Raw genomic sequence first — 21,027 nt, forward strand, 5'->3', positions numbered from 1 at the left:
CGTAACGTTAACATGTTCGCGTCTTGCGGGCCCGCGCCTTTCGTGAGCAGATGAGGGCATGAACACGCCTCCCGCCTCCAATCCCGTGACAGGGGTCTTATGGATGATCGTCACCGGACTTCTGTTCGTCGGGGTCACGGCGGTGGTTAAGGTGCTGGGCACCCGCGTTCCGGCCCCCGAAGCGGCCTTTCTACGCTATGCACTTGGGCTGGTGTTCCTGATCCCGATGTTGCGGCCGCTGATGAATGCGCGTCTGACCAAGCGGCAGTATCGGATATTCACCTTGCGTGGTGTTGCCCATACGGCCGGGGTGTCCCTGTGGTTCTTTGCCATGGCGCGGATACCGATCGCGGATGTGACGGCGATGAATTATCTCTCACCGGTTTACGTGACGCTGGGGGCGGCTCTGTTTCTGGGGGAAACATTGGCGCTGCGCCGTATCCTGGCGGTGGTGGCGGCCCTGGTCGGGGCATTGATCATCCTGCGCCCCGGCTTTCGCGAGATCGGCATGGGGCATTACGGGATGTTGATCGCGGCGGTGTTTTTCGCGGTTTCCTACCTGACCGCCAAGCGTATGGCGGATGAGACTGGCGCCGCGGTGACAGTGGCGATGCTGTCGATCACGGTGGCGATCGGGCTGGCGCCGCTGGCTTACATGAATTGGGTGACGCCTACCGGGTGGGAGGTGTTTTTACTGTTCATCGTTGCGGCGCTCGCAACTGCCGGGCATTACACGATGACCCTTGCGTTGGCCGCGGCGCCGGTGACAGTGACCCAGCCGGTTGGGTTTCTGCAATTGGTCTGGGCAGTGCTGTTGGGCGCGCTGGTGTTTGACGAGGGGCTGGATGTCTGGGTGATCGTTGGCGGCATGGTGATCGTGGGCGCGATCAGCTTCATGACCTGGCGCGAGGCGGTGCTGAAACGGCGGTTGCGGACGCCGGTGGCACCGGCGACCAAGCTTTGATGAACATAAAACGGCGATCATGCCGACGAGGGTAGAAGTGGGGGCCAGCCCCCACACCCCCGGAGTATTTGTTGCAAAATGAAGAGGTGAATCAGGTAGTAAAGCGTTTCGAGAAAACCTGAATCAAGGGGTGTCTCGCAACGCGCGAAACCTCTCGATATCGTGGGCGCTTCGAAACAAACTTGTTTCTCAAGTTTATTCCGAAATGCTTTAGCTGCGCGGATCGAGCAGCTTGGCCAGCACCCGGTCCTTGGAAACTTGACCAACCAGCGTGCCACCCTCGTCCACGATGCCCACGGGGGCGCCGCTGTGTCCGACCTTTTCCATCACCTCGCGAATATCGGTGTCAGGGCCGACGGAGATGTCGGGTGTGCCTTCGACCGGCTCCATCACGTCGCGGGCGCAAAGCACCCCGAGCGGGTTCATGTGGGCGACGAAATCGGCGACATATTCGTTGGCGGGGTTCGAGAAGATTTCCTGCGGGGTGCCACATTGCACGATCCGTCCACCCTCCATAATCGCAATGCGGTTGCCGATCTTGAACGCCTCGTCGAGGTCATGGGAGACGAAGATGATGGTGCGGTGCAGGCGTTCTTGCAGCTCCAGAAGCTCGTCCTGAAGCCGGGTGCGGATCAGCGGATCGAGCGCCGAGAAGGGTTCGTCCATCAACAGGATGGGCGCATCCGTGGCAAAGGCGCGCGCCAGTCCGACGCGCTGCTGCATGCCGCCCGAAAGATCGCCCACCTTGCGATCAGCCCAGTCGCTGAGGCCCACGGTGGCAAGCTGTTCATCGACCTTGGTGCGGCGTTCAGAGGCAGGCATGCCACCCAGCTCCAGGCCGAGGCCGACATTTTCGCGCACAGTGCGCCACGGCAAGAGGCCGAATTGCTGGAACACCATTGCGATTTGGGAAAGCCGCATCTCGCGCAAGGTCTTGGCGTTTGCATCGGTGACATTGATCATCTCATCACCGCGCCGGACATGGACCGCGCCACGCACCACCGGGTTCAATCCGTTGACCGCGCGCAGAAGGGTGGATTTGCCCGAGCCCGACAGTCCCATCAGGACGAGGATCTCGCCGGCCTCGACCTCGAGCGCGCAATCGTGCACGCCGAGGACCTGGGCGGTCTCAGTCTGGATTTCCGGGCGCTCCATTCCCTTGTCCATCAGGGGCAGAGCGGTTTCGGGGGCATCGCCAAAGACGATGGAGACATTGTCGAAAACTACAGCGCTCATTTGTTTTCAATCCTCAGCATACGGTCCAGCATGATGGCCACCACGACGATGATGAAACCGGATTCAAAGCCCAGGGCAGTGTTGACCTGATTGAGGGCGCGCACCACCGGTACGCCAAGCCCGTCGGCGCCGACAAGGGCGGCGATCACCACCATTGAAAGCGAGAGCATGATGGTCTGATTGAGGCCGGTCATGATTTGCGGCAGGGCGAAGGGCAGTTCGACCTTCCACAAGACCTGGCGTTTGGTGGCGCCGAAGGCCTGTGCCGCCTCCAAGAGAGGTTGCGGTGTCGAGGTGATGCCCAGATGGGTCAGCCGGATCGGCGCGGGCAGGACGAAGATTACCGTGGCAATGAGACCCGGGACCATGCCGATGCCGAAGAACACAATGGCCGGGATCAGGTAGACGAAGGTGGGCAAGGTCTGCATCAGGTCCAGTACGGGCCGCATCCAGGCGTAGAGCCGGGGGCGGTGGGCGGCGGCGATGCCGATGGGCACGCCGACGGCCATGCAGACGACGCAGGAGCTGAGAACCAGCGTCAGGCTTTCGGTGGTTTCCTCCCAATAGCCCTGGTTGAGGATGAAGAGGAAGCCGAGCACCACCAGCAGCGGGGTCTTCCAGCCGCGTTGCAGGAACCATGTGAGTGCGGCGAAGGCCGCGACCACGATGAGTGGGTGCGGGGTTTGCAGTACCCACAGGATCGCCTCGATCAGCAGTTCCATGACCCAGGCCAGCCAGTCGAAGAACGGCTCGCCTGTTTCCTGCAGCCAGTCGAAAAACGTCTTGGCAGTCTTTCCGATCGGTATCTTGTCCTCGGTGAGCCATTCCATTTGCTCGCCTCCCTCCCATAAGTTCAGTGCCGTGCCGGGTTATTCCCCGATCTCGGCGGTTTTTCCGGCCCACTGATAGGCGTAGACCGGGGTTTGGTTTCCATCTGCGTCAGTCGCGCTGGCGGCCAGCACCAGGTCGAGTTCGGGTGCATAGGCCATCAGGAAGACCGCACCGGTGCCGCCACGATCTTTGAGTGATGAGGTCACGTTCCAGACCTCGAAGCTGCACTCGCCGACTTGACGGGTTTCGGCCTCGATAAACGTGATCTCGACATGGCCGGATGGGGAATGTTCGCCGGACATCACCAGCCCGTGGCGGCACAGCGCCATGGTGGACCGGGTCGCGCTGCCGACCTCCATCACCCGCTGTTCGACAAAGCCATCGGGGGTGGATTTGAAATCCGAGCGCATGAAAAAAGGCGTGTTCTGCGCAAGGGTGATGCCGTCTTTCTTGTCACTGCCGGTGGGGCATTCCGCCAGCGCGTTGGTGCCGGTGAGCGCAAAAAGGGCCGTGGCGGTCGAAAGCGTTGTGATCCTGTGCATCTGGGTGTGGGCCTTGTCTTGGACGTCTGTCACGTGTTGAGGCTAACGCTTGATATCGGCCTTGGTACCGATCCAGGTGTAGCTGAAAACCGGGATGACCTTGCCGTCATCCGTTAGGTGCCGCGCACTCAACACGATGCCCAGTTCCGGGGAATAGTCCAGATGCAAATGTTCCGGTCCGTGCCCGGCGCTGGTGATTTCATGGCTGAGACTCCAGACGACATAGGGGCATTCCTTGAGATGGTAGCGATGCTGTTCGATGAAGCGGACATGCAGGGTAAATTCGCGATGTTGGCCGGTGTTGTCGGTGGCGGTGCCGGCGAGCGAGACCTGGGTCAGCACGTCGAGCCGATCAAGTTGCGATAGGTCGCCGTGGTAACTGTGGCGCCACGTGCCGTCCGGGCGGATTTCCTCGATCGGTGTTAGCCCATGCAGGTAGAGCGACGCGCTGCGGCCCAAACCGCCTCCGACGCGATTCTGGCGAGTTTCGGTCAGGCCCAACGGGGTGTTCTGGAAATCGGCACGGCGGAAATGCGGGGCGTTCTGGACCAGGGTGATGCCCTCGGTCAGATCAGCACGGGTGGGGCAGGCGGCGTGCGCTGCCCATGGGAGCAGACAGAAACACGCAGTGAGGAAACGAAACATCGCGAAGGCTCCGGTTGCGGCGGGATGGGTCATGCGTTCAGTGTCGCAAGACACGGTTAACAAATCCCGCCGCAACCGTTTTGCTTACATGCCCAGTTTTGCTTTGACAGCGGCAACGGCATCGCCGCCGTCCATTGTGGTCACACCATCGAGCCACGCCATAAAGGCGTCCGGGTTGGCTTTTAGCCAGGCGGCGGCGGCCTTCTGAGGGTCTTCGCCGTCGTTCAGAATTGCGCCCATGATCTCGTTTTCCATGGCGAGCGAGAACTTGAGATTGCCCAGCAATGCACCAACGTTTGTGCACTCGGCGGAATAACCCGCGCGGGTGTTGGTATAGACAGTGGCCCCGCCAAGGTTGGGGCCAAAATAGTCATCGCCACCGGTGAGGTAGCCCATGTCGAAATTGGCGTTCATCGGGTGGGGTTCCCAGCCGAGGAAGACGATCGGATCGCCCTTCTTGGTGGCGCGGGCGACCTGGGCCAGCATGCCCTGTTCGCTCGACTCGGCCACTTCCAAGTCCTTCATGCCGAAGGCGTCGGCGTCGATCATCGATTGGATCAGCCGGTTACCGTCGTTGCCGGGCTCGATGCCGTAGATCTTGCCACCAAGGGCATCGGCGTGTTTGGCGATGTCAGCAAAATCCTTGATGCCCATGTCCATCGCGGCCTTGTTGACGGCCAGCGTGTATTTAGCGCCTTCGAGGTTTTTACGCACGGTGTCGACGGTGCCGGCTTCGCGATAAGCGGCGATGTCGCCTTCCATCGTCGGCATCCAGTTGCCGAGGAAAATGTCGACGTCACCTTCAGCCATGGCGGTGTAGGTCACGGGCACCGAAAGCACCTTGATGTCGGTGTCATAGCCAAGTGCCTCAAGCACGTAGGTGGTGGCCGCCGTGGTTGCGGTGATATCGGTCCAGCCGACATCCGAGAATGTGACGTTGCCGCAGTCAGCAAGAGCCGGGGTGGCCAGCGCAGCCGAAAGGGCAAGGGCGGATAGAGTTGTCTTCAAAGTCATGTGTCGCTCCCTGAAAGTTGTGCGTTGTGTTTTTGTTAAGCCATGGGACCCCTTGAACCGCAAGACCGGATTGGTGCGGTTGGAGGCTTGGCGCGTTATTGCCGGGGATCGTGTCTTTTATTGATTGACGAGTCAATTAAAAAACATCAATGTCGCGATGAATTGTTGAAATACAGGGGGCAAACATGCCGAAGCTGGGAATGGAGCCGATCCGCCGCGAGGCGCTGGTCAAGGCAACCATTGCCGAGATCGGGCGGGCCGGATCGCTGGATGTGACGGTGAGCCAGATCGCCAAACGGGCCGGCATGTCGAGCGCGTTGGCGCACCACTATTTCGGTGGCAAGGACCAGATTTTCCTGGCGGCCATGCGGCATACGTTGTCGTTGTACGGGGCCGAAGTGCGGGGGGCGCTGATCATGGCCGACAGCCCCGGGGATCGGGTGAAGGCGATTGTCCGGGCAAGTTTCTCGGCCAGCCACTTCAAGCCCGAGGTGATTGCGGCCTGGCTGAATTTCTACGTGTTGGCGCAAAGCTCGGACGCGGCGAAACGGTTGCTGAATGTCTATCAGCGTCGGTTGAAATCCAATCTGGCGTATGGGCTGCGGCCCCTGATCGGGGCGCGGGCGGGCCATGTCGCCGAACGGATGGCGGCACTGATTGACGGAGTCTACCTGCGCCAGGGGTTGGCACATGATGCCCCGGACGCCGAAGGTGCCGTTAGCGTGGTGCTGGATTGTCTGGATCTGGAGCAGGAAAGGAAATCAGCGTGAGCAAGCCCAATATCCTGATTTTCATGGTGGATCAGCTGAACGGGACTTTCTTTCCCGATGGTCCGGCGGACTGGTTGCACGTGCCGAACCTGCGTGCCCTGTCTGAGCGTTCGACGCGGTTTGTCAACGCCTATACCGCCAGCCCGCTATGTGCGCCGGGTCGTGCGGCGTTCATGTCGGGACAGTTGCCAAGCCAGAACGGGGTCTATGACAATGCAGCCGAGTTTGCGTCAAGCATCCCGACCTACGCCCACCATCTGCGCCGGGCGGGGTATCAGACCTGTCTTTCGGGCAAGATGCATTTTGTCGGGCCGGATCAGCTGCACGGATTCGAGGAGCGTCTGACCACCGACATCTATCCGCCGGATTTCGGTTGGACCCCGGATTATCGCAAGCCGGGTGAGCGGATCGAGTGGTGGTATCACAACATGGGCTCGGTCACGGGTGCGGGTGTGGCCGAGATTTCCAACCAGTTGGAATTCGATGACGAGGTCGCGTTTCATGCAGTGCAGAAGGTCTATGACCTGGCGCGCGGCAAGGATGAGCGGCCCTGGTGTCTGACGGTGAGTTTCACCCATCCGCATGATCCGTATGTGGCGCGGAAGAAGTATTGGGATCTCTATGAAGATTGCGAACACCTCGACCCGGCAGTCCCGGCGATGGATTACGACGATCACGATCCCCATTCGCAACGTATTTTCGATGCCAACGACTGGCGCTCCTATGACCTGACTGACGAAATGGTGCGCCGTTCACGCCGGGCCTATTTCGCCAATATCTCCTATCTCGATGACAAGATTGGGGAAGTGATGGCGGCGTTGGAGGCGACGCGGCAGGAGGCAATCATCCTGTTTGTCAGCGACCATGGCGATATGCTGGGCGAGCGGGGCTTGTGGTTCAAGATGTCGTTTTACGAGGGTTCAAGCCGTGTGCCGCTGATGATCGCGGCACCGCAGATGGCACCCGAGCGCGTCGATACACCGGTCAGCAATATCGATATCTGCCCGACGCTGTGTGATCTGGCCGGGATAAGCATGGATGATGTGATGCCCTGGACCACCGGAGAAAGCCTGGTGCATCTGGGGCAGGGTGGTGAGCGGACAAGCCCAGTTTCGATGGAATATGCCGCCGAGGCGTCTTACGCGCCAATGGTGTCGCTGCGCTATGGCAAGTGGAAATTCAACCGGTGCGCGCTGGATCCCGATCAGCTTTTCGATCTGGAGTCCGATCCGCATGAGCTGCGCAATCTGGCGGGAGTGCCGGAGCATGCAGGGACACTGACGCAGTTGCAGGCCAAGGCCGAGGCGCGCTGGGACCTGGAGGCATTCGACGCCGCCGTGCGGGAAAGCCAGGCGAAGCGCTGGGTGGTTTACGAGGCCTTGCGGCAGGGCGGGTATTTCCCCTGGGATTACCAACCGCTGCAAAAAGCCAGCGAGCGCTACATGCGCAATCATATGGATCTGAATGTGCTGGAAGAAAACCAGCGTTTCCCGAGGGGCGAATGATGGGGCGCCGGTTTTTTGGGCGCGCCCGCCCGTCCATTCCGCACCGAAAAACCGGCTGGGGATGGGGTTGCAAGCGTGGCGTTTGATGGGGCCGCGGGACGCTCTGCGGGGAGTATTTTGGGCAAAATGAAGTGTGGGCCTGGGGAGTGAACATGGAAGCAGATTATGTGATCGTTGGGGCTGGCAGTGCGGGGTGCGCCATGGCCTATCGGTTGTCTGAGGCGGGACGGTCCGTGCTGGTGATCGAGCACGGGGGCAGTGATGCGGGGCCGTTCATCCAGATGCCGGCGGCGTTGAGCTACCCGATGAACATGGCGCGCTATGACTGGGGCTATATGACCGAACCGGAACCGCATCTTGGCGGGCGCCGTTTGGTGGCGCCGAGGGGCAAGGTGATCGGTGGATCAAGCTCGGTTAACGGGATGGTTTACGTGCGCGGTCATGCGCGTGATTATGATCATTGGTCTGAAAACGGCGCGGCGGGATGGGGCTTTGCCGATGTGCTGCCCTATTTCAAACGGATGGAAAACTGGCACGACGGCGGACATGGGGGAGACCCGGCGTGGCGTGGCAGTGACGGGCCGCTATATGTAACCCGCGGGCCGCGGCGCAATCCACTGTATCACGCCTTTGTCGAGGCCGGGGCACAGGCCGGGTATCCGGTAACCGGTGACTATAACGGTCAGCAGCAGGAAGGGTTTGGGCCCTTTGAGCAAACGGTATGGAAAGGCCGGCGCTGGTCCGCGGCGAATGCGTATCTGAAGCCTGCGTTGAAACGTGAGAATTGCGATCTGGTGCGGGGATTGGCGACCCGCGTGGTGATCGAGGACGGGCGGGCGAAGGGCGTGGAGATCGAACGCGGCGGCAAGCGCGAGGTGATCCGCGCGCAGGCCGAGGTGATTTTGGCCGCAAGTGCGTTCAATTCTCCCAAGCTGTTGATGCTATCGGGCATCGGTGCCGGGGCGCACCTGGCCGAGCATGGCATTGACGTGGTCGCCGACCGTCCCGGGGTGGGGGCCAATCTGCAGGATCACCTGGAGGTTTATTTTCAGATGGCAGCAAGCCAGCCGATCACGCTTTACAAGCATTGGAACATCTTGTCCAAGGCGCTGATCGGGGCGCAGTGGGTGTTTACCGGTAAGGGGCTGGGAGCGACGAACAATTTCGAAAGCTGCGGTTTCATCCGCTCGCGGGCCGGGGTGGAATACCCCGATATCCAGTTCCATTTCCTGCCCTTTGCCGTGCGCTATGACGGCAAGGCGGCAGCCGAGGGGCACGGGTTTCAGGCGCATGTCGGGCCGATGCGCTCGCCCTCGCGCGGGGCGGTGACGCTGCGGTCGAGTGATCCGCACGAGGCCCCGAAGATCTTTTTCAACTACATGAGCACGGATCAGGATTGGTCTGACTTCCGGCAATGTCTGCGCCTGACGCGTGAGATTTTCCAGCAGGAGGCGTTCGAACCGTTCGTGCGACACGAAATCCAGCCCGGCGACGGGGTCGAGAGCGACGAGGCGTTGAATGATTTCATTCGCGAACACGCCGAGAGCGCCTATCACCCCTGCGGCACCTGCCGGATGGGGGCGGCGGATGATCCCATGGCCGTGGTTGACCCGGAGGCAAGGGTGATCGGAGTGGAGGGGCTGCGGCTGGCCGACAGTTCCATTTTCCCGCGGATCACCAATGGCAACCTCAATGGTCCGTCAATCATGGTGGGAGAAAAGGCGGCAGATCATATCCTTGGGAAAAGCATGCTGCCTGCGGCCAATGACGAGCCGTGGATTCATCCGGAGTGGCAGACGCAGCAGCGTTGAGGCCGTCGAACGGTTTGCCAATGCATGGGGTTGGCGCGTAGCCTTGTTCCGAGGGGGAACATGTTATGCGCTATCCGGAAAACCTGAATGCCTGGCACGGGCAGGTGGTGGAAGAGGTGATTGATCCCGGTCAGGAGATCACCGATCCGCATCATCACCTGTGGCCCGAGCGGTTGGGTAGTCATTACGAGATGGAAGAACTGTGGGCCGATACCGGGGCCGGGCACCGAGTGACCAAGACCGTGTTCATTGAATGTGGTGCCGGGTACCAGCGGGGATCACCCGAGCCGATGGCGCCCGTGGCCGAAACGCGGTACGTGGCGGGGCTGGCGGCGGAGGCGGCAAAGCATCCGGAGCGGGCGCAAATTGCCGGGATCATCGCGCATGCAGAGTTGCGATTGCCGCTGGATGTGTTGAATACCGTTTTGGATGCGCATGAGGCAGCCTCGCCACTGTTTCGGGGTATCCGCCACGCCGGAGCATGGGACAAGGAGCGTGACAAATTCATGTTTGCCGGACAAACGGTGCCGCATCTTTATCTCGACCAGGATTTCCAGCGTGGGGTGCGGGCGCTGGCGGAGCGGCGGCTGACATATGACACCTGGCATTTCCATCCGCAGAATGGTGAGTTCCTAACGCTGGCGAAATCCTGTCCCGAGACTACGATCGTGCTGGATCATTTCGGCACACCGATCGGGACCCATCGGTTCGCTGGGCAGCGAGAAGATCGCTTCGCGCAGTGGCAGGACGAGATGGCGGCGATTGCCGAATGCCCCAACGTGGTTGCCAAATTGGGCGGGCTGGCAATGCCGGTGAATGGGTTCGGCTGGGACGGGCGCAATGTTCCGCCAAGCTCGGACGAGTTTGTCGCGGCGCAGGGGCATTACTACCACCACATGATCGACGTGTTCGGGCCCGAGCGCTGCATGTTCGAGAGCAATTTTCCGGTCGACAAACTGTCGGTGGGATATGCGGTCTATTGGAACGCAATGAAGAAAATTGCCGCGCGCTATGACAGGGCGGCGCGCGAAGCGCTGTTTCGTGGCACGGCGGGGCGGATTTACCGGATTTGAATGGGTTCGTGGCGCATCTTTTGATCAATATCAAAGTGCCTACATGCGACAGCGCGATAACTTGTGATGCAACCAACGGAATGAGGAGTTACGCGCATGTCCCACACCCCCCACGAGCTGAACGACGATTTTCCTGAACATGCCGAAAAGATCGCCGCGTTGAAAGCGTCAGACGCGCATTTTGCCAAGCTGTCGGATGAGTATCACGAGATCAACCGCGCCGTGCATCGTGCCGAGACCGACGTCGAGCCGACCGACGACGTACACCTGACCGAGATGCGTAAGGAACGCGCCTTTCTGAAGGATCAGATCTATCACATGCTGACGCATGACGCGCCAGCCTGATTGACGGGCTTCAGCGGCGCTTGTCGATAAAGCGCCACAGGACGGGCAGGACGTCCGATCGCCATAAGTCGGTGTGATGCCCGCCCTCGACTTCGAGTAGACGTTTTTCAGTCGATGGGGCGGCAGCGAAGAGCTGTCGCCCCATGTCTATCGGGATCAGCTCGTCGCGGGCGCCGTGAAGAATCAAAAGCGGCGCGGTTGTTTCCGAGATGCGTGCCAGTGAGTTCCATTTCGATTTCATTCGGTCGATCAGGGGTTCAAGTTGAGGATAGGCGGTCAGCGCCACTTCCCGAACCGTGGTGAAGGGCGCTTCCAAAACCAGGGCGTCGGGCTGGGTGCCGGCGCGGTCTATGGCGGCCAGCGCCACGGCGCTGCCGAGGCTTTCACCGTAGATGATAACCTGGCCGCTCGCATAGTTGCCCATCCTTTTCAGTAGCCGCGCTGCGTCAAAAGCAAGGTATTTTTCGGAAGGGGAACCTTCTGATCCGGATGAGCCGCGATAGGCCAGGGCTACAAGGCCATAGCCACGTTCGAGAAACCGCTGGAAGCGCCCGGCGCGGGCAGCGAGGTTGCCCGCGTTGCCGTGGAAATAAAGGATCGTGGGCTTGCCGGGCTGCGCGGACCTGCGCCACAAGACCAGGCGTTTGCCGCCGCTTTCGAAGATTTCCTCGTCCAGTTTCAGCCCTATGTCGCGCGGGTCGACCCGGGTGGCGTCGAAAGGGTAGACCATTTCGCGTTCCAACCGGTCGAAGGCGAAGATGCCGCCCAAGGCGATGAAAAGGGCGAAGGAGAGGGTCTTCAGCATAGGCCTATCCCACCTCGTAGGGCAGTACACCGCGGGCGTTTTCGTCGATAGACAGGCGGCGCTCGAGCGGCGGGACCGAGCGTTGATGGCAGCTGATCCGCTCACAGATCCGACAGGATATCCCGATCGGTTCAAAGCTTTGCCGCTCGCTCACGTCCAGTCCGTCGGCATAGACAATCGCCCCCGCGTGGGCGACTTCGCACCCTAAAGCGATTGCAAAGCGGCGGACTGGGGCGCCGAAAGAGCCGCCCTGTTTCGACACGTCGCGGGCGATCGAGATATAGCGCACCCCGTCAGGTGTTTCGGCCAGCTGGCGCAAGAAACGGCCCGGGGTTTCAAATGCCTGGTGCACGTTCCACAGCGGGCAGGCCCCACCGAAACGGGCGAATTGCAGCCGTGTGGCCGAGTGGCGCTTTGTGATCGTACCCGCTTGGTCGACGCGGACGAAGAAGAACGGGATGCCCTTGGCGCCCGGTCGTTGCAGGGTGGAAAGCCGGTGGGCGACTTGTTCGATCGAGGCCCCAAAGCGTTGCGACAACCTTTCAAGGTCGTGGCGGGTGTCCTGTGCTGCCGCCAGGAAATCGCGATAGGGCATCAGGGCGGCCCCGGCGAAATAGTTGGCCAGCCCGATCTTGGCGATGGCGCGGGCCTCGCTGGATTGGAACCGGGCGAGGTCGAGCGTGGCCTCCAAAAGCGCGTCCTGATCCAGCAGAGCAAATTGCAACAGCAGCTGGAACACACGGGTTTCCGGGGCGGCGCGGGCCGAGAGCGTCAGGGTTTTGCGGTCGGGGTCAAACCGGCGCAGCGCTGCCTCGTCGCTTTCCTGCACTTGGATGCCAAGTTTGGTGAGCGCGCGCACTGCATGGGCCGCAATCCCGCCACCACCGGGGGCGGCGCCTTTGGCAAAATGTTCCGCCGCGCGGTCGACCGCATCGATGTAGTTATCGCAATAATGGAAAAAATCTCGGACCTCGTCCCAGGGGCTGGCCTGGGCACGGGCATCTTCGCGGCCCAATGCCTCGTCGAGACTTGCAAGGCGTTCGTGGGTCTGGCGATAGGCGCGATGCAGTTCGATGAAGGCCCGCGCGAGGCCTGGCGCGTTCGACGCGGTCAGGCGCAGATCGGCCAGCGGGGGCGGGTCATCGGCGAAAACCGGGTCGGCCATCGCCTCGCGCATGTCTGAGACAAGCCGTTCACTATCGCCAGAGCTGAGTTCCGTCACATCGAAACCGAACTCCTGGGCCAGCGCCAAAACGACCGTTGTAGAAACCGGCCGTTTGTTGTTCTCCATCTGGTTCAGATACGGCAACGAGACACCAAGCTTGGCGGCAAAGTCCTTTTGCGTCAGGCCAAGGCGGCGTCGGGTTTCTCGCAGCTTGGCGCCGGCATAGATTTTCGGGTTTGCCATGGTCGGGCTCCAGATATGCAAATCTGCAAACTGAATATTGCAAATGCGGGGATTCGCAAAGGCTCAGCGCAATGCCCGCCCCTTTAGGATTGCGTCGGAGCCGAATTTTTCTCGGATGGCGTCGGTGGCGCGTTCGGCGCTGGTGCGGCTGGCGGCCTGCGGGTCCAGCAGGTCGGCGGAGAGATCAGCTTGGTCCTCGGAGATCAGGTGCGAGATACCGACGCCGATGAGCCGATAGGGGCCTTCATTTCCAACCGCATCGAACAACCCGCGCGCGGTGTGATAGATCGTGTCAGCCATTTGGGTCCCGTCACGAAGGGACAACCGCCGGGTCAGAAGCGCGTGGTTGGCGCGCTTGAGTTTCAGCGTCACCACGCGGCCCGCAAGCCCGCGTGCCTTGGCCCGGTCCGAGACATTCTCGGCCAGCCGCCAGATGTGGCCGTCCAGAAGGTCGGGGTCGGAGGTGTCTTCGTAAAATGTGGTTTCGTTCGAGATCGACTTGATCGGCGCATTGGCAGACACGCGGCGATGATCCTGACCGCGGGCCAGTGAATAGAGTCGCTCGCCCATGGAGCCGAAGCGGGCGTGCAGGTCTTCCTTTTCCCATCTGAGAAGGTCAGAAAAGCGGTGGATGCCGGCCTTGTCGAGCTGGGCCTGGCCGACGGCCCCGACGCCCCAAATTATCCGCACCGGTTTGTCATGCAGGAAATCGGCGGTTTCGGCCTTGCCGATCACCGAGAAGCCGCGGGGTTTGTCGAGATCCGAGGCAATCTTGGCGAGAAACTTGTTATGGGAAAGGCCGATCGAGCCGGTCAAGCCAAGCTCGTCCTTCATGCGTTTGACCAGGCGGGCGAGCATGACGGCGGGGGGGTGGCCATGCAGGCGTTGGGTTCCGGTGAGGTCCATGAAGGCCTCGTCCAGAGAGAGTGGTTCCACGATGGGGGTGAGTTCGTCCATCATGGCGCGGATCTGTTTCGAAACCTCGGCATAGACCTTCATGCGCGGGCGGATCACCACGGCATCGGGGCATTTCTTGAGGGCCTGGAACATCGGCATGGCGGACTTCACGCCCCGGATGCGGGCGATATAGCAGGCAGTCGAGACCACGCCGCGTTTGCCGCCGCCGATGATCACCGGTTTGCCAGCCAGTTCCGGATTGTCACGTTTTTCCACCGAGGCGTAGAAGGCGTCGCAATCCATATGGGCGATGGAGAGGTCGAAAAGCTCGTCATGGGCGGTCAGGCGAGGGCTACCGCAATTTGGGCAGCGACGACTATCGTCAAAGGATTCAAGACAGGTGCGGCAGAGCGTGGGCATGGCCGGATTTTAGCCCTCAATTCGGGAAGCGGCAATTGACGATCTGGTGGCGTCAAAGGGAGCGAAATCGGACGTTTCCCGGCGGTTTTCCCTTTAAATTCTGGCGTGAACGCCCAATATGTGGCCCATGACTTTTACGGAAAGGTATTCTCCATGACCCCTGAAGAACTTGTTGGGCAGGCCACGAACGGATCGCTTGTCATCCTGCTTTTGGCAGCCTTCATCATTATCAGCATTTTCCTTGGGGTACGCATCGTGCCGCAATCGGAAAAACATGTGGTTGAGCGGTTTGGCCGTTTGCGCGCGGTTCTGGGGCCGGGGATCAACTTTATCGTGCCCTTCCTTGACAAGGTGCGGCACAAGATTTCGATCCTGGAACGTCAGCTGCCCAATGCCAGTCAGGACGCGATCACCAAGGACAACGTGTTGGTTCAAGTCGAGACCTCGGTCTTTTACCGCATTCTCGAGCCGGAAAAAACGGTATACCGGATTCGTGACGTGGATGCGGCGATTGCCACCACCGTTGCGGGGATCGTGCGGGCCGGGATCGGCGAGATGGACCTTGATGAGGTGCAATCAAACCGTCAGGAGCTGATTTCGCAGATCAAACAACAGGTGGCCGACGCGGTGGATGACTGGGGCATCGAGGTGACTCGGGCGGAAATTCTGGACGTGAACCTGGACCAGGCCACGCGCGATGCAATGTTGCAGCAGCTGAATGCCGAACGGGCGCGCCGCGCACAGGTGACCGAGGCCGAAGGGGAGCGCAAGTCGGTCGAGCTGAACGCCGACGCCGAGCTTTATGCCGCGCAAAGGGCCGCAGAGGCGCGGCGTGTACAGGCCGATGCCGAAGCCTATGCCACCGAGGTGGTGGCCAAGGCGATCCGCGAGAACGGGATAGAGGCGGCACAATATCAGGTGGCGTTGAAGCAGGTCGAGGCACTGATCAAAGTGGGCGAGGGCGCGGGTAAACAGACCGTGTTGTTGCCGGCCAACGTGCTGGATGCCTTTGGCGATGCGTTCAACATGCTGAAAGGGTCCAAATAATGTGGTGGCAGGAATGGTGGGTCTGGGTGGCTGGCGGTATTGCGCTGGCCATTCTTGAGATTTTTGCGCCCGGTTTCATTTTTCTGGGCTTTGCCGTGGGCGCGGTGGTGGTCGGGGTGCTGCTGGCCGTTGGGGGCGCTCTGAGCACGATGATGTCCGGGTCGGTGCCGATGATGCTCTTGGTCTTTGCGCTTAGCTCGCTTGTGGCCTGGCTGGTGCTGCGCCGGATGGAAGGCGTGCGCAAGGGCCAGAAGAAGCTCTGGGATACGGATATCAACGAGAATTGAAGCGCGAGGCCGTCGGTTGGGATGACGGATGATCGCCGCGCCGCTCGCCTACGTGCGCGTCTCGGTTCAGGGCAGTTCGGCCAGAACTGCGCGAGCAGCAGCAGCCGGGTCGGGGGCCTGCCAGATCGGGCGGCCGATGACGATATGGTCGGCGCCGTCGGCGATTGCCTGACCCGGGGTGGCGACGCGTTTCTGATCGCCTAGGGCGGCGCCAGTCGGGCGCACGCCAGGGGTGACAATCAGGCGGCCCTTGGAAGAGGGCAGCGCACGGATCAGGGCGGCCTCTTGCGGTGAGGCGATCACGCCGTCGGCCCCGGCCTCGAACGCCCTGTCGGCGCGCTCCAGCACCAGATCCTTGATGTCGCCGGGTTTGATCAGCCCCTGGTCGAGGTCGGCCCGGTCAAGCGAGGTCAGGATGGTCACGGCGAGGATTTTCAGATCTTTGCCACCTACGCCTTCCTTGGCGGCGCGCACCACATGCGGGTCGCCATGCACGGTCAGGAAATCCAGGTCGAACTGGGCAATTCCGCGCACGGCCTTTTCCACCGTGGCGCCGATGTCGAAGAACTTCATGTCGAGGAAGATGCGCTTGCCGTGTTCTGATTTGAGTTCGTTGGCAAGGGCGAGCCCGCCGCCGGTGAGCATGCCCAGACCGATCTTGTAAAACGACACCGCGTCTCCCAGCCTTTCGGCCAGTTGCAACCCTTCGAGCGCGTTGGAGACGTCAAGGGCAACGATTAGGCGGTCATCGGCGGGTTGAGACATGCTGGGCTCCTGTCAGGCAAATCGTCCGGGTAATGGCAGCGGTGACGAGGTTTGGCAAGGGGGTTGGTCTGCCTACGGGCCGGGCGCGTTCGCGATGCGCTCACCGTAAATCCACTCCATGTCCGGTTTTTCGGTGCAGTACATGTGCACCCAGATATAGGCATGTTGAAACAAGGCCACGACCAACGCATTCCACGAGCCGAACAGGAGCGCGATGCCCCAAAGCCCGAGGAAGGCCACGCCGTACATGGCGTTGGCGGTGAATCTGAACACACCCTTGTTGACGAGCGGCATTGCAGCGATCTCGTCGCGGAAATGATCGCCACCGAGGGCACGACGGATGGTGAAATGGAACAGCGTGGAGTGCAGCGCCCAGAGGGCAGGGGCCAAGAGCGCCAACCCAAGAACGATCTCCAGCGTGCGGTAAGAGGTGATGGGGGTAGCGTCGGCCCAGCCGGTCAGGATCAGGGTAATCGGACGGCTGATCAGCAAGGGCATGAAGAGGATGGTCCAGACCTTCATGTCGCGCTCGCCAAAGCGGCGGCTAAGAATGCTGCGATGCAGTTGCAGACGGAAGCCGATGGCAACCACGACTTGATGCAAGATCGCCAGCAGAATCGATGTCTTGGCCCATGTCGTGGCGGACATCCCGAGAAGCGTTGCGTTAGGGACGGGGACAAGCAGGGAAAATGCGCCGAGGGTCAGGAGAGTGGCAATCGCGGCGTGCTGCGGCTGACCTTCGAGAATGTCGGAGAGGCGGGATTGGCTGCGAATGTCAGCGAGTCGGGACATGTGGTCAGTATGCGGACCGGCAGAGTGTCGGTCCAGCCTTTGGCATCAGCCTGTGTCAGGCGGCCAGTGGACGCGAAGTGGCCAGTGGGCGCGAATGCATGCGCAGACCAGGCCGGGCCGACTTATGGGCGCGTAGGGCGGCCTCGGACAAGCGGCGCGAGATCAACGCCGCTTCGGCATTCAGAGGGGCGGCGGCGAAGGCTGGGTAGAACCAGACGGTACCTCGATCATGGACGGCAACCTTGGCCTCGAACCCTTCGCGTTCGGGGTTATAGCGGATGTCCGACAATCTGAGCTTCTGAGCATACATTCCGTTCACTCCTGGGCAGCACGCCGATTCGATTCGGCGCTTGTGGATAAATCTGTGGGTAACATGGGCAGGTTTTGTGACATTTCACCCCCTGACCACAAAATAGTGAGGGTTTCGTGTTGAAAATGCTGCAGGTGCAAAGTGAGTTTGCTGAATTCCGCCGATTTTGGCGTAAATTGCAAGCGGTATGGCGTAAAATGTTTATCGCAAATTGATCCAGGAACCCTTGAACAAGGCAGGATGACCCCCATTTTGATCTCAAGGTTCCCGCATGTTGCATGCCTCGAAGAGGGTGTGGCGCTTGGGAAAGCTTAACAAAGGAGAGAGTATATGAACTTGGAGAAGTTCACCGAGCGGTCGCGTGGTTTCATTCAAGCGGCACAAACGATCGCCATGCGGGAAGATCACCAGAGGCTTCTTCCCGAACACCTTCTGAAAGCGTTGATGGATGATGAACAGGGGCTGGCAAGCAACCTGATCAAACGCGCGGGCGGAGCGCCCGAACGCGTGGTTGAAGCCGTTGAAACGGCGATTGGCAAGATTCCCAAGGTCAGCGGCGATGCCGGGCAGGTCTATATGGACTCGGCCTTTGCCAAGGTGACTGCCGAGGCTGAGAAACTGGCCAAGAAAGCTGGCGACAGTTTCGTACCGGTCGAGCGGATGCTGATGGCGCTGTGCATGGTCAAATCCAAAGCGAAAGAGGCGCTCGAAGCCGGAGCTGTGAATGCGCAGGCGTTGAACGCCGCGATCAACGATATTCGCAAGGGGCGAACGGCCGACAGTGCCAGCGCCGAAGAAGGGTATGACGCGCTGAAGAAATACGCGCGCGACCTGACCGAAGCCGCGGGCGAGGGCAAGATCGATCCGATCATTGGCCGTGACGAGGAAATTCGCCGCTCGATGCAGGTTCTGAGCCGCCGGACCAAGAATAACCCGGTTCTGATTGGTGAGCCGGGTGTGGGCAAGACCGCGATTGCCGAAGGTATGGCGCTGCGCATCATCAATGGCGACGTGCCTGAAAGCCTGAAGAACAAGAAGCTGTTGGCGCTCGACATGGGCGCGCTGATCGCCGGAGCGAAATACCGGGGTGAATTCGAAGAGCGTCTGAAGGCAGTTTTGACCGAGGTGACGGAAGCCGCGGGTGAAATCATCCTGTTCATCGACGAGATGCACACACTTGTTGGCGCTGGCAAAGGTGATGGCGCGATGGATGCGGCCAACCTGATCAAACCGGCGTTGGCACGTGGCGAGCTGCACTGTATCGGGGCCACCACGCTGGATGAATACCGTAAGTACGTCGAAAAAGACGCGGCCCTGGCGCGGCGGTTCCAACCGGTTTTGGTTGAAGAGCCCACGGTCGAGGACACTGTATCGATCCTGCGGGGCATCAAGGAAAAATACGAGCTGCACCACGGGGTGCGGATTTCGGATAGCGCCCTGGTGTCGGCGGCGACCTTGTCGCATCGCTACATCACCGACCGGTTCCTACCGGACAAGGCGATCGACCTTGTCGACGAAGCGGCATCACGGCTGCGGATGGAAGTGGACAGCAAACCGGAGGAGCTGGATCAGCTGGATCGGAATATCCTGCAGATGCAGATCGAGGTTGAAGCGCTGAAAATGGAAGACGATGCGGCCTCCAAGGACCGGCTGGAGAAGCTTGAAAAAGAGCTGGCGGATCTGCAGGAGAAATCCGCCGAGATGACCGCGAAATGGCAGGGCGAGCGTGACAAGTTGGCTTCGGCTCGTGATCTGAAGGAACAGTTGGACCGCGCCCGCGCCGAATTGGACATTGCCAAGCGTGAGGGCAACCTCGGAAAGGCTGGTGAGCTGTCCTACGGCGTCATTCCCAAACTCGAGAAAGAACTGGCCGAGGCCGAATCCGCCGAGAGCGACATGATGGTTGAAGAAGCAGTGCGACCGGCACAGATCGCAAGCGTGGTCGAGCGTTGGACCGGCATTCCGGCCGGTAAGATGCTGGAAGGTGAGCGCGAAAAGCTTCTTGCGATGGAAGAAAACCTGCATGCGCGGGTGATCGGCCAGAATGCGGCTGTGACCTCGGTGGCCAATGCGGTGCGCCGGGCGCGTGCGGGGCTCAATGACGAGAACCGTCCGCTGGGCAGCTTCCTGTTCCTCGGGCCGACTGGTGTCGGCAAGACCGAGCTCACCAAGGCTGTGGCCGAGTTCCTGTTCGATGATGACAACGCCATGGTGCGCGTGGACATGTCCGAGTTCATGGAGAAACACTCGGTCGCGCGTCTGATTGGTGCCCCTCCGGGTTATGTCGGTTATGACGAAGGCGGTGTGCTGACCGAGGCCGTGCGTCGGCGTCCATACCAGGTGGTTCTGTTCGATGAAGTCGAAAAAGCCCATCCGGACGTGTTCAATGTGTTATTGCAGGTGCTCGACGATGGCGTCCTGACCGATGGCCAGGGGCGCACCGTAGACTTCAAGCAGACGCTGATCATCCTGACCTCTAATCTTGGGGCGCAGGCGCTGAGCCAATTGCCGGACGGCGCCGATGCCTCGGATGCGCGGCGCGATGTGATGGACGCGGTCCGGGCGCATTTCCGGCCCGAGTTCCTGAACCGTCTGGACGAGACCATCATCTTTGACCGGCTGTCGCGTGGTGACATGGACGGCATCGTCGAGATCCAGCTGAAACGTCTGGCCAAACGTCTGGCGGGTCGCAAGATCGTTCTGGAGTTGGACGAGGCGGCCAAGACATGGCTGGCGGATGAGGGTTATGATCCGGTATTCGGCGCGCGGCCGCTCAAGCGGGTAATCCAGCGTGCAGTGCAAGATCCGCTGGCCGAAGCACTGCTGGCCGGGGACATCCTGGATGGCAGCACCGTCGAGGTGAGCGCGGGGGCCGATGGTTTGATCATCGGAGACCGCGTCGGGGCGTCGAACCGCAACCCGCCCGAGGATGCGGTGGTGCACTGATACGCCCGCAAGAATGAGACGGCCCGCCAGATTTGTCTGGCGGGCCGTTTCCTATTTCAGTTTGCCTGGATCACTCGATACCGATTGCAACCTTGGAGATCCCGTCCAGCAGAGCCTGAACTTCTTGCATCGGGCCGTCAGGATAAGTGCGATAGCCGATGGTGACCTCGTCGCTGTCCGGCATTTGCAGGACAAAAATGTTATAAGGGCAATAGACCACGTTCATCGGGTCGGCCTCCATCACCCGACGCGAGATCGCTGCCGAGCAAAAGGAATAAATATCGGCCTTCTTGAAGATCGTCACATCTGAGCCGACATCACCCTTGGTGCGTTCCAGCATGTCGCCGGTATGGGATACAGAATCGACCACGAGGCCTGCATCGACAATGGCGTTTTCCAGCCCGAAGACCACGTCGTCGAAGCTCTCATCGGTGGTGTAGGTGATTGCGCCGTCATCAGCGTGCACCGGGACGGCGAGAAAGGCCGCGGCAAAGGCGGCATAGAAATAGCGTTTCATCGAATCCTCCGTAACATTCAAAGGCGCGCACGGCTTGCTCCGTGGCTTTGTCCGGCCCACAGTAATGAATGACGATGATAAGGCAACTGATACATAT

The 21,027-nt window shown here is 60.6% G+C and carries 21 protein-coding genes; 9 read left to right on the plus strand and 12 right to left on the minus strand.

What is annotated here, in order from left to right; all coding sequences use genetic code 11:
• The first annotated feature begins 58 nt into the window (after window positions 1–58).
• Window positions 59–964 (plus strand): DMT family transporter, encoded by a 906-nt coding sequence (locus RXV86_RS04340; RefSeq protein WP_316297761.1) that lies wholly within the window; start codon window positions 59–61, stop codon window positions 962–964.
• Window positions 965–1,174: 210 nt separating this feature from the next.
• On the opposite strand, the gene choV is transcribed toward RXV86_RS04340, so the two are convergent.
• The 5 genes from choV to choX are packed head-to-tail and all read right to left on the minus strand — an operon-like array spanning window position 1,175 to window position 5,232.
• On the minus strand, window positions 1,175–2,200 hold the full coding sequence (gene choV / locus RXV86_RS04345; protein ID WP_316297763.1) for a choline ABC transporter ATP-binding protein: 1,026 nt from the start codon (window positions 2,198–2,200) through the stop codon (window positions 1,175–1,177).
• The gene (choW, locus tag RXV86_RS04350; protein WP_316297765.1) at window positions 2,197–3,030 is read right to left on the minus strand and encodes a choline ABC transporter permease subunit; all 834 of its coding nucleotides are present in this window, start codon (window positions 3,028–3,030) and stop codon (window positions 2,197–2,199) included. Before choW ends, choV begins: the two co-directional genes overlap by 4 nt.
• Before the next feature lie 39 nt (window positions 3,031–3,069).
• Window positions 3,070–3,573: a hypothetical protein gene (locus RXV86_RS04355; RefSeq protein ID WP_316297766.1), complete on the minus strand. Its 504-nt coding sequence runs from the start codon at window positions 3,571–3,573 to the stop codon at window positions 3,070–3,072.
• Window positions 3,574–3,615: 42 nt separating this feature from the next.
• Window positions 3,616–4,251 carry a hypothetical protein gene (locus tag RXV86_RS04360; RefSeq protein WP_316297767.1) on the minus strand — a complete coding sequence of 212 codons (636 nt, stop codon included), beginning with the start codon at window positions 4,249–4,251 and terminating at the stop codon, window positions 3,616–3,618.
• 51 nt (window positions 4,252–4,302) lie between these two features.
• Entirely contained in the window at window positions 4,303–5,232 is a 930-nt protein-coding gene (gene choX, locus RXV86_RS04365; protein WP_316297769.1) for a choline ABC transporter substrate-binding protein, read from the minus strand.
• A 185-nt stretch (window positions 5,233–5,417) separates the two neighbouring features.
• Between choX and betI the strand changes: the two genes are divergently transcribed.
• The 5 genes from betI to RXV86_RS04390 all read left to right on the plus strand — a co-directional run bounded on the left by betI (window position 5,418) and on the right by RXV86_RS04390 (window position 10,736).
• Window positions 5,418–6,002 (plus strand): transcriptional regulator BetI, encoded by a 585-nt coding sequence (betI, locus tag RXV86_RS04370; protein ID WP_316297771.1) that lies wholly within the window; start codon window positions 5,418–5,420, stop codon window positions 6,000–6,002.
• Window positions 5,999–7,507, plus strand: coding sequence for a choline-sulfatase (gene betC, locus RXV86_RS04375; RefSeq protein WP_316297773.1), 1,509 nt, complete (start codon window positions 5,999–6,001; stop codon window positions 7,505–7,507). The genes betI and betC overlap by 4 nt, the downstream gene beginning before the upstream one ends.
• Window positions 7,508–7,659: 152 nt before the next feature.
• The gene (gene betA, locus RXV86_RS04380) at window positions 7,660–9,318 is read left to right on the plus strand and encodes a choline dehydrogenase (RefSeq protein ID WP_316297775.1); all 1,659 of its coding nucleotides are present in this window, start codon (window positions 7,660–7,662) and stop codon (window positions 9,316–9,318) included.
• A gap of 65 nt (window positions 9,319–9,383) precedes the next feature.
• Window positions 9,384–10,391 (plus strand): amidohydrolase family protein, encoded by a 1,008-nt coding sequence (locus RXV86_RS04385; RefSeq protein ID WP_316297777.1) that lies wholly within the window; start codon window positions 9,384–9,386, stop codon window positions 10,389–10,391.
• Window positions 10,392–10,487: 96 nt separating this feature from the next.
• A complete protein-coding gene (locus tag RXV86_RS04390; protein ID WP_316297778.1) occupies window positions 10,488–10,736 on the plus strand; it encodes a YdcH family protein in 249 nt (82 codons plus the stop codon).
• A gap of 10 nt (window positions 10,737–10,746) precedes the next feature.
• Here the strand turns inward: RXV86_RS04390 and RXV86_RS04395 are convergent, their stop codons facing one another.
• The 3 genes from RXV86_RS04395 to RXV86_RS04405 all read right to left on the minus strand — a co-directional run bounded on the left by RXV86_RS04395 (window position 10,747) and on the right by RXV86_RS04405 (window position 14,266).
• The gene (locus RXV86_RS04395; RefSeq protein ID WP_316297780.1) at window positions 10,747–11,541 is read right to left on the minus strand and encodes an alpha/beta hydrolase; all 795 of its coding nucleotides are present in this window, start codon (window positions 11,539–11,541) and stop codon (window positions 10,747–10,749) included.
• A gap of 4 nt (window positions 11,542–11,545) precedes the next feature.
• Window positions 11,546–12,949 (minus strand): short-chain fatty acyl-CoA regulator family protein, encoded by a 1,404-nt coding sequence (locus tag RXV86_RS04400; RefSeq protein WP_316297781.1) that lies wholly within the window; start codon window positions 12,947–12,949, stop codon window positions 11,546–11,548.
• Window positions 12,950–13,012: 63 nt separating this feature from the next.
• The gene (locus RXV86_RS04405; protein ID WP_316297783.1) at window positions 13,013–14,266 is read right to left on the minus strand and encodes a DNA polymerase IV; all 1,254 of its coding nucleotides are present in this window, start codon (window positions 14,264–14,266) and stop codon (window positions 13,013–13,015) included.
• Between the two features lie 153 nt (window positions 14,267–14,419).
• Here RXV86_RS04405 and RXV86_RS04410 point away from each other — a divergent pair, with 153 nt between their 5' ends.
• Together RXV86_RS04410 and RXV86_RS04415 are read left to right on the plus strand one after the other, a co-directional pair.
• Complete coding sequence (locus RXV86_RS04410) at window positions 14,420–15,313, plus strand: SPFH domain-containing protein (RefSeq protein WP_316297784.1); 894 nt, start codon at window positions 14,420–14,422, stop codon at window positions 15,311–15,313.
• Window positions 15,313–15,600 carry a hypothetical protein gene (locus RXV86_RS04415; RefSeq protein WP_316297785.1) on the plus strand — a complete coding sequence of 96 codons (288 nt, stop codon included), beginning with the start codon at window positions 15,313–15,315 and terminating at the stop codon, window positions 15,598–15,600. The genes RXV86_RS04410 and RXV86_RS04415 overlap by 1 nt, the downstream gene beginning before the upstream one ends.
• A 66-nt stretch (window positions 15,601–15,666) precedes the next feature.
• On the opposite strand, the gene pyrF is transcribed toward RXV86_RS04415, so the two are convergent.
• The 3 genes from pyrF to RXV86_RS04430 form a co-directional block, all read right to left on the minus strand.
• Window positions 15,667–16,365 (minus strand): orotidine-5'-phosphate decarboxylase, encoded by a 699-nt coding sequence (gene pyrF / locus RXV86_RS04420; protein WP_316297786.1) that lies wholly within the window; start codon window positions 16,363–16,365, stop codon window positions 15,667–15,669.
• Window positions 16,366–16,437: 72 nt separating this feature from the next.
• The gene (locus RXV86_RS04425) at window positions 16,438–17,157 is read right to left on the minus strand and encodes a methyltransferase (protein WP_316297787.1); all 720 of its coding nucleotides are present in this window, start codon (window positions 17,155–17,157) and stop codon (window positions 16,438–16,440) included.
• A 55-nt stretch (window positions 17,158–17,212) separates the two neighbouring features.
• Window positions 17,213–17,467, minus strand: a complete 255-nt coding sequence (locus RXV86_RS04430; protein WP_316297790.1) for a hypothetical protein — start codon at window positions 17,465–17,467, stop codon at window positions 17,213–17,215.
• A gap of 330 nt (window positions 17,468–17,797) precedes the next feature.
• Here RXV86_RS04430 and clpB point away from each other — a divergent pair, with 330 nt between their 5' ends.
• On the plus strand, window positions 17,798–20,413 hold the full coding sequence (gene clpB / locus RXV86_RS04435) for an ATP-dependent chaperone ClpB (RefSeq protein ID WP_316297792.1): 2,616 nt from the start codon (window positions 17,798–17,800) through the stop codon (window positions 20,411–20,413).
• A gap of 70 nt (window positions 20,414–20,483) precedes the next feature.
• On the opposite strand, the gene RXV86_RS04440 is transcribed toward clpB, so the two are convergent.
• Window positions 20,484–20,930, minus strand: a complete 447-nt coding sequence (locus tag RXV86_RS04440; protein ID WP_316297794.1) for a DUF302 domain-containing protein — start codon at window positions 20,928–20,930, stop codon at window positions 20,484–20,486.
• Between the last annotated feature and the right edge of the window lie 97 nt (window positions 20,931–21,027).

The organism is Aliisedimentitalea sp. MJ-SS2 (assembly GCF_032586155.1).
GTDB lineage: Bacteria > Pseudomonadota > Alphaproteobacteria > Rhodobacterales > Rhodobacteraceae > JAWHTC01.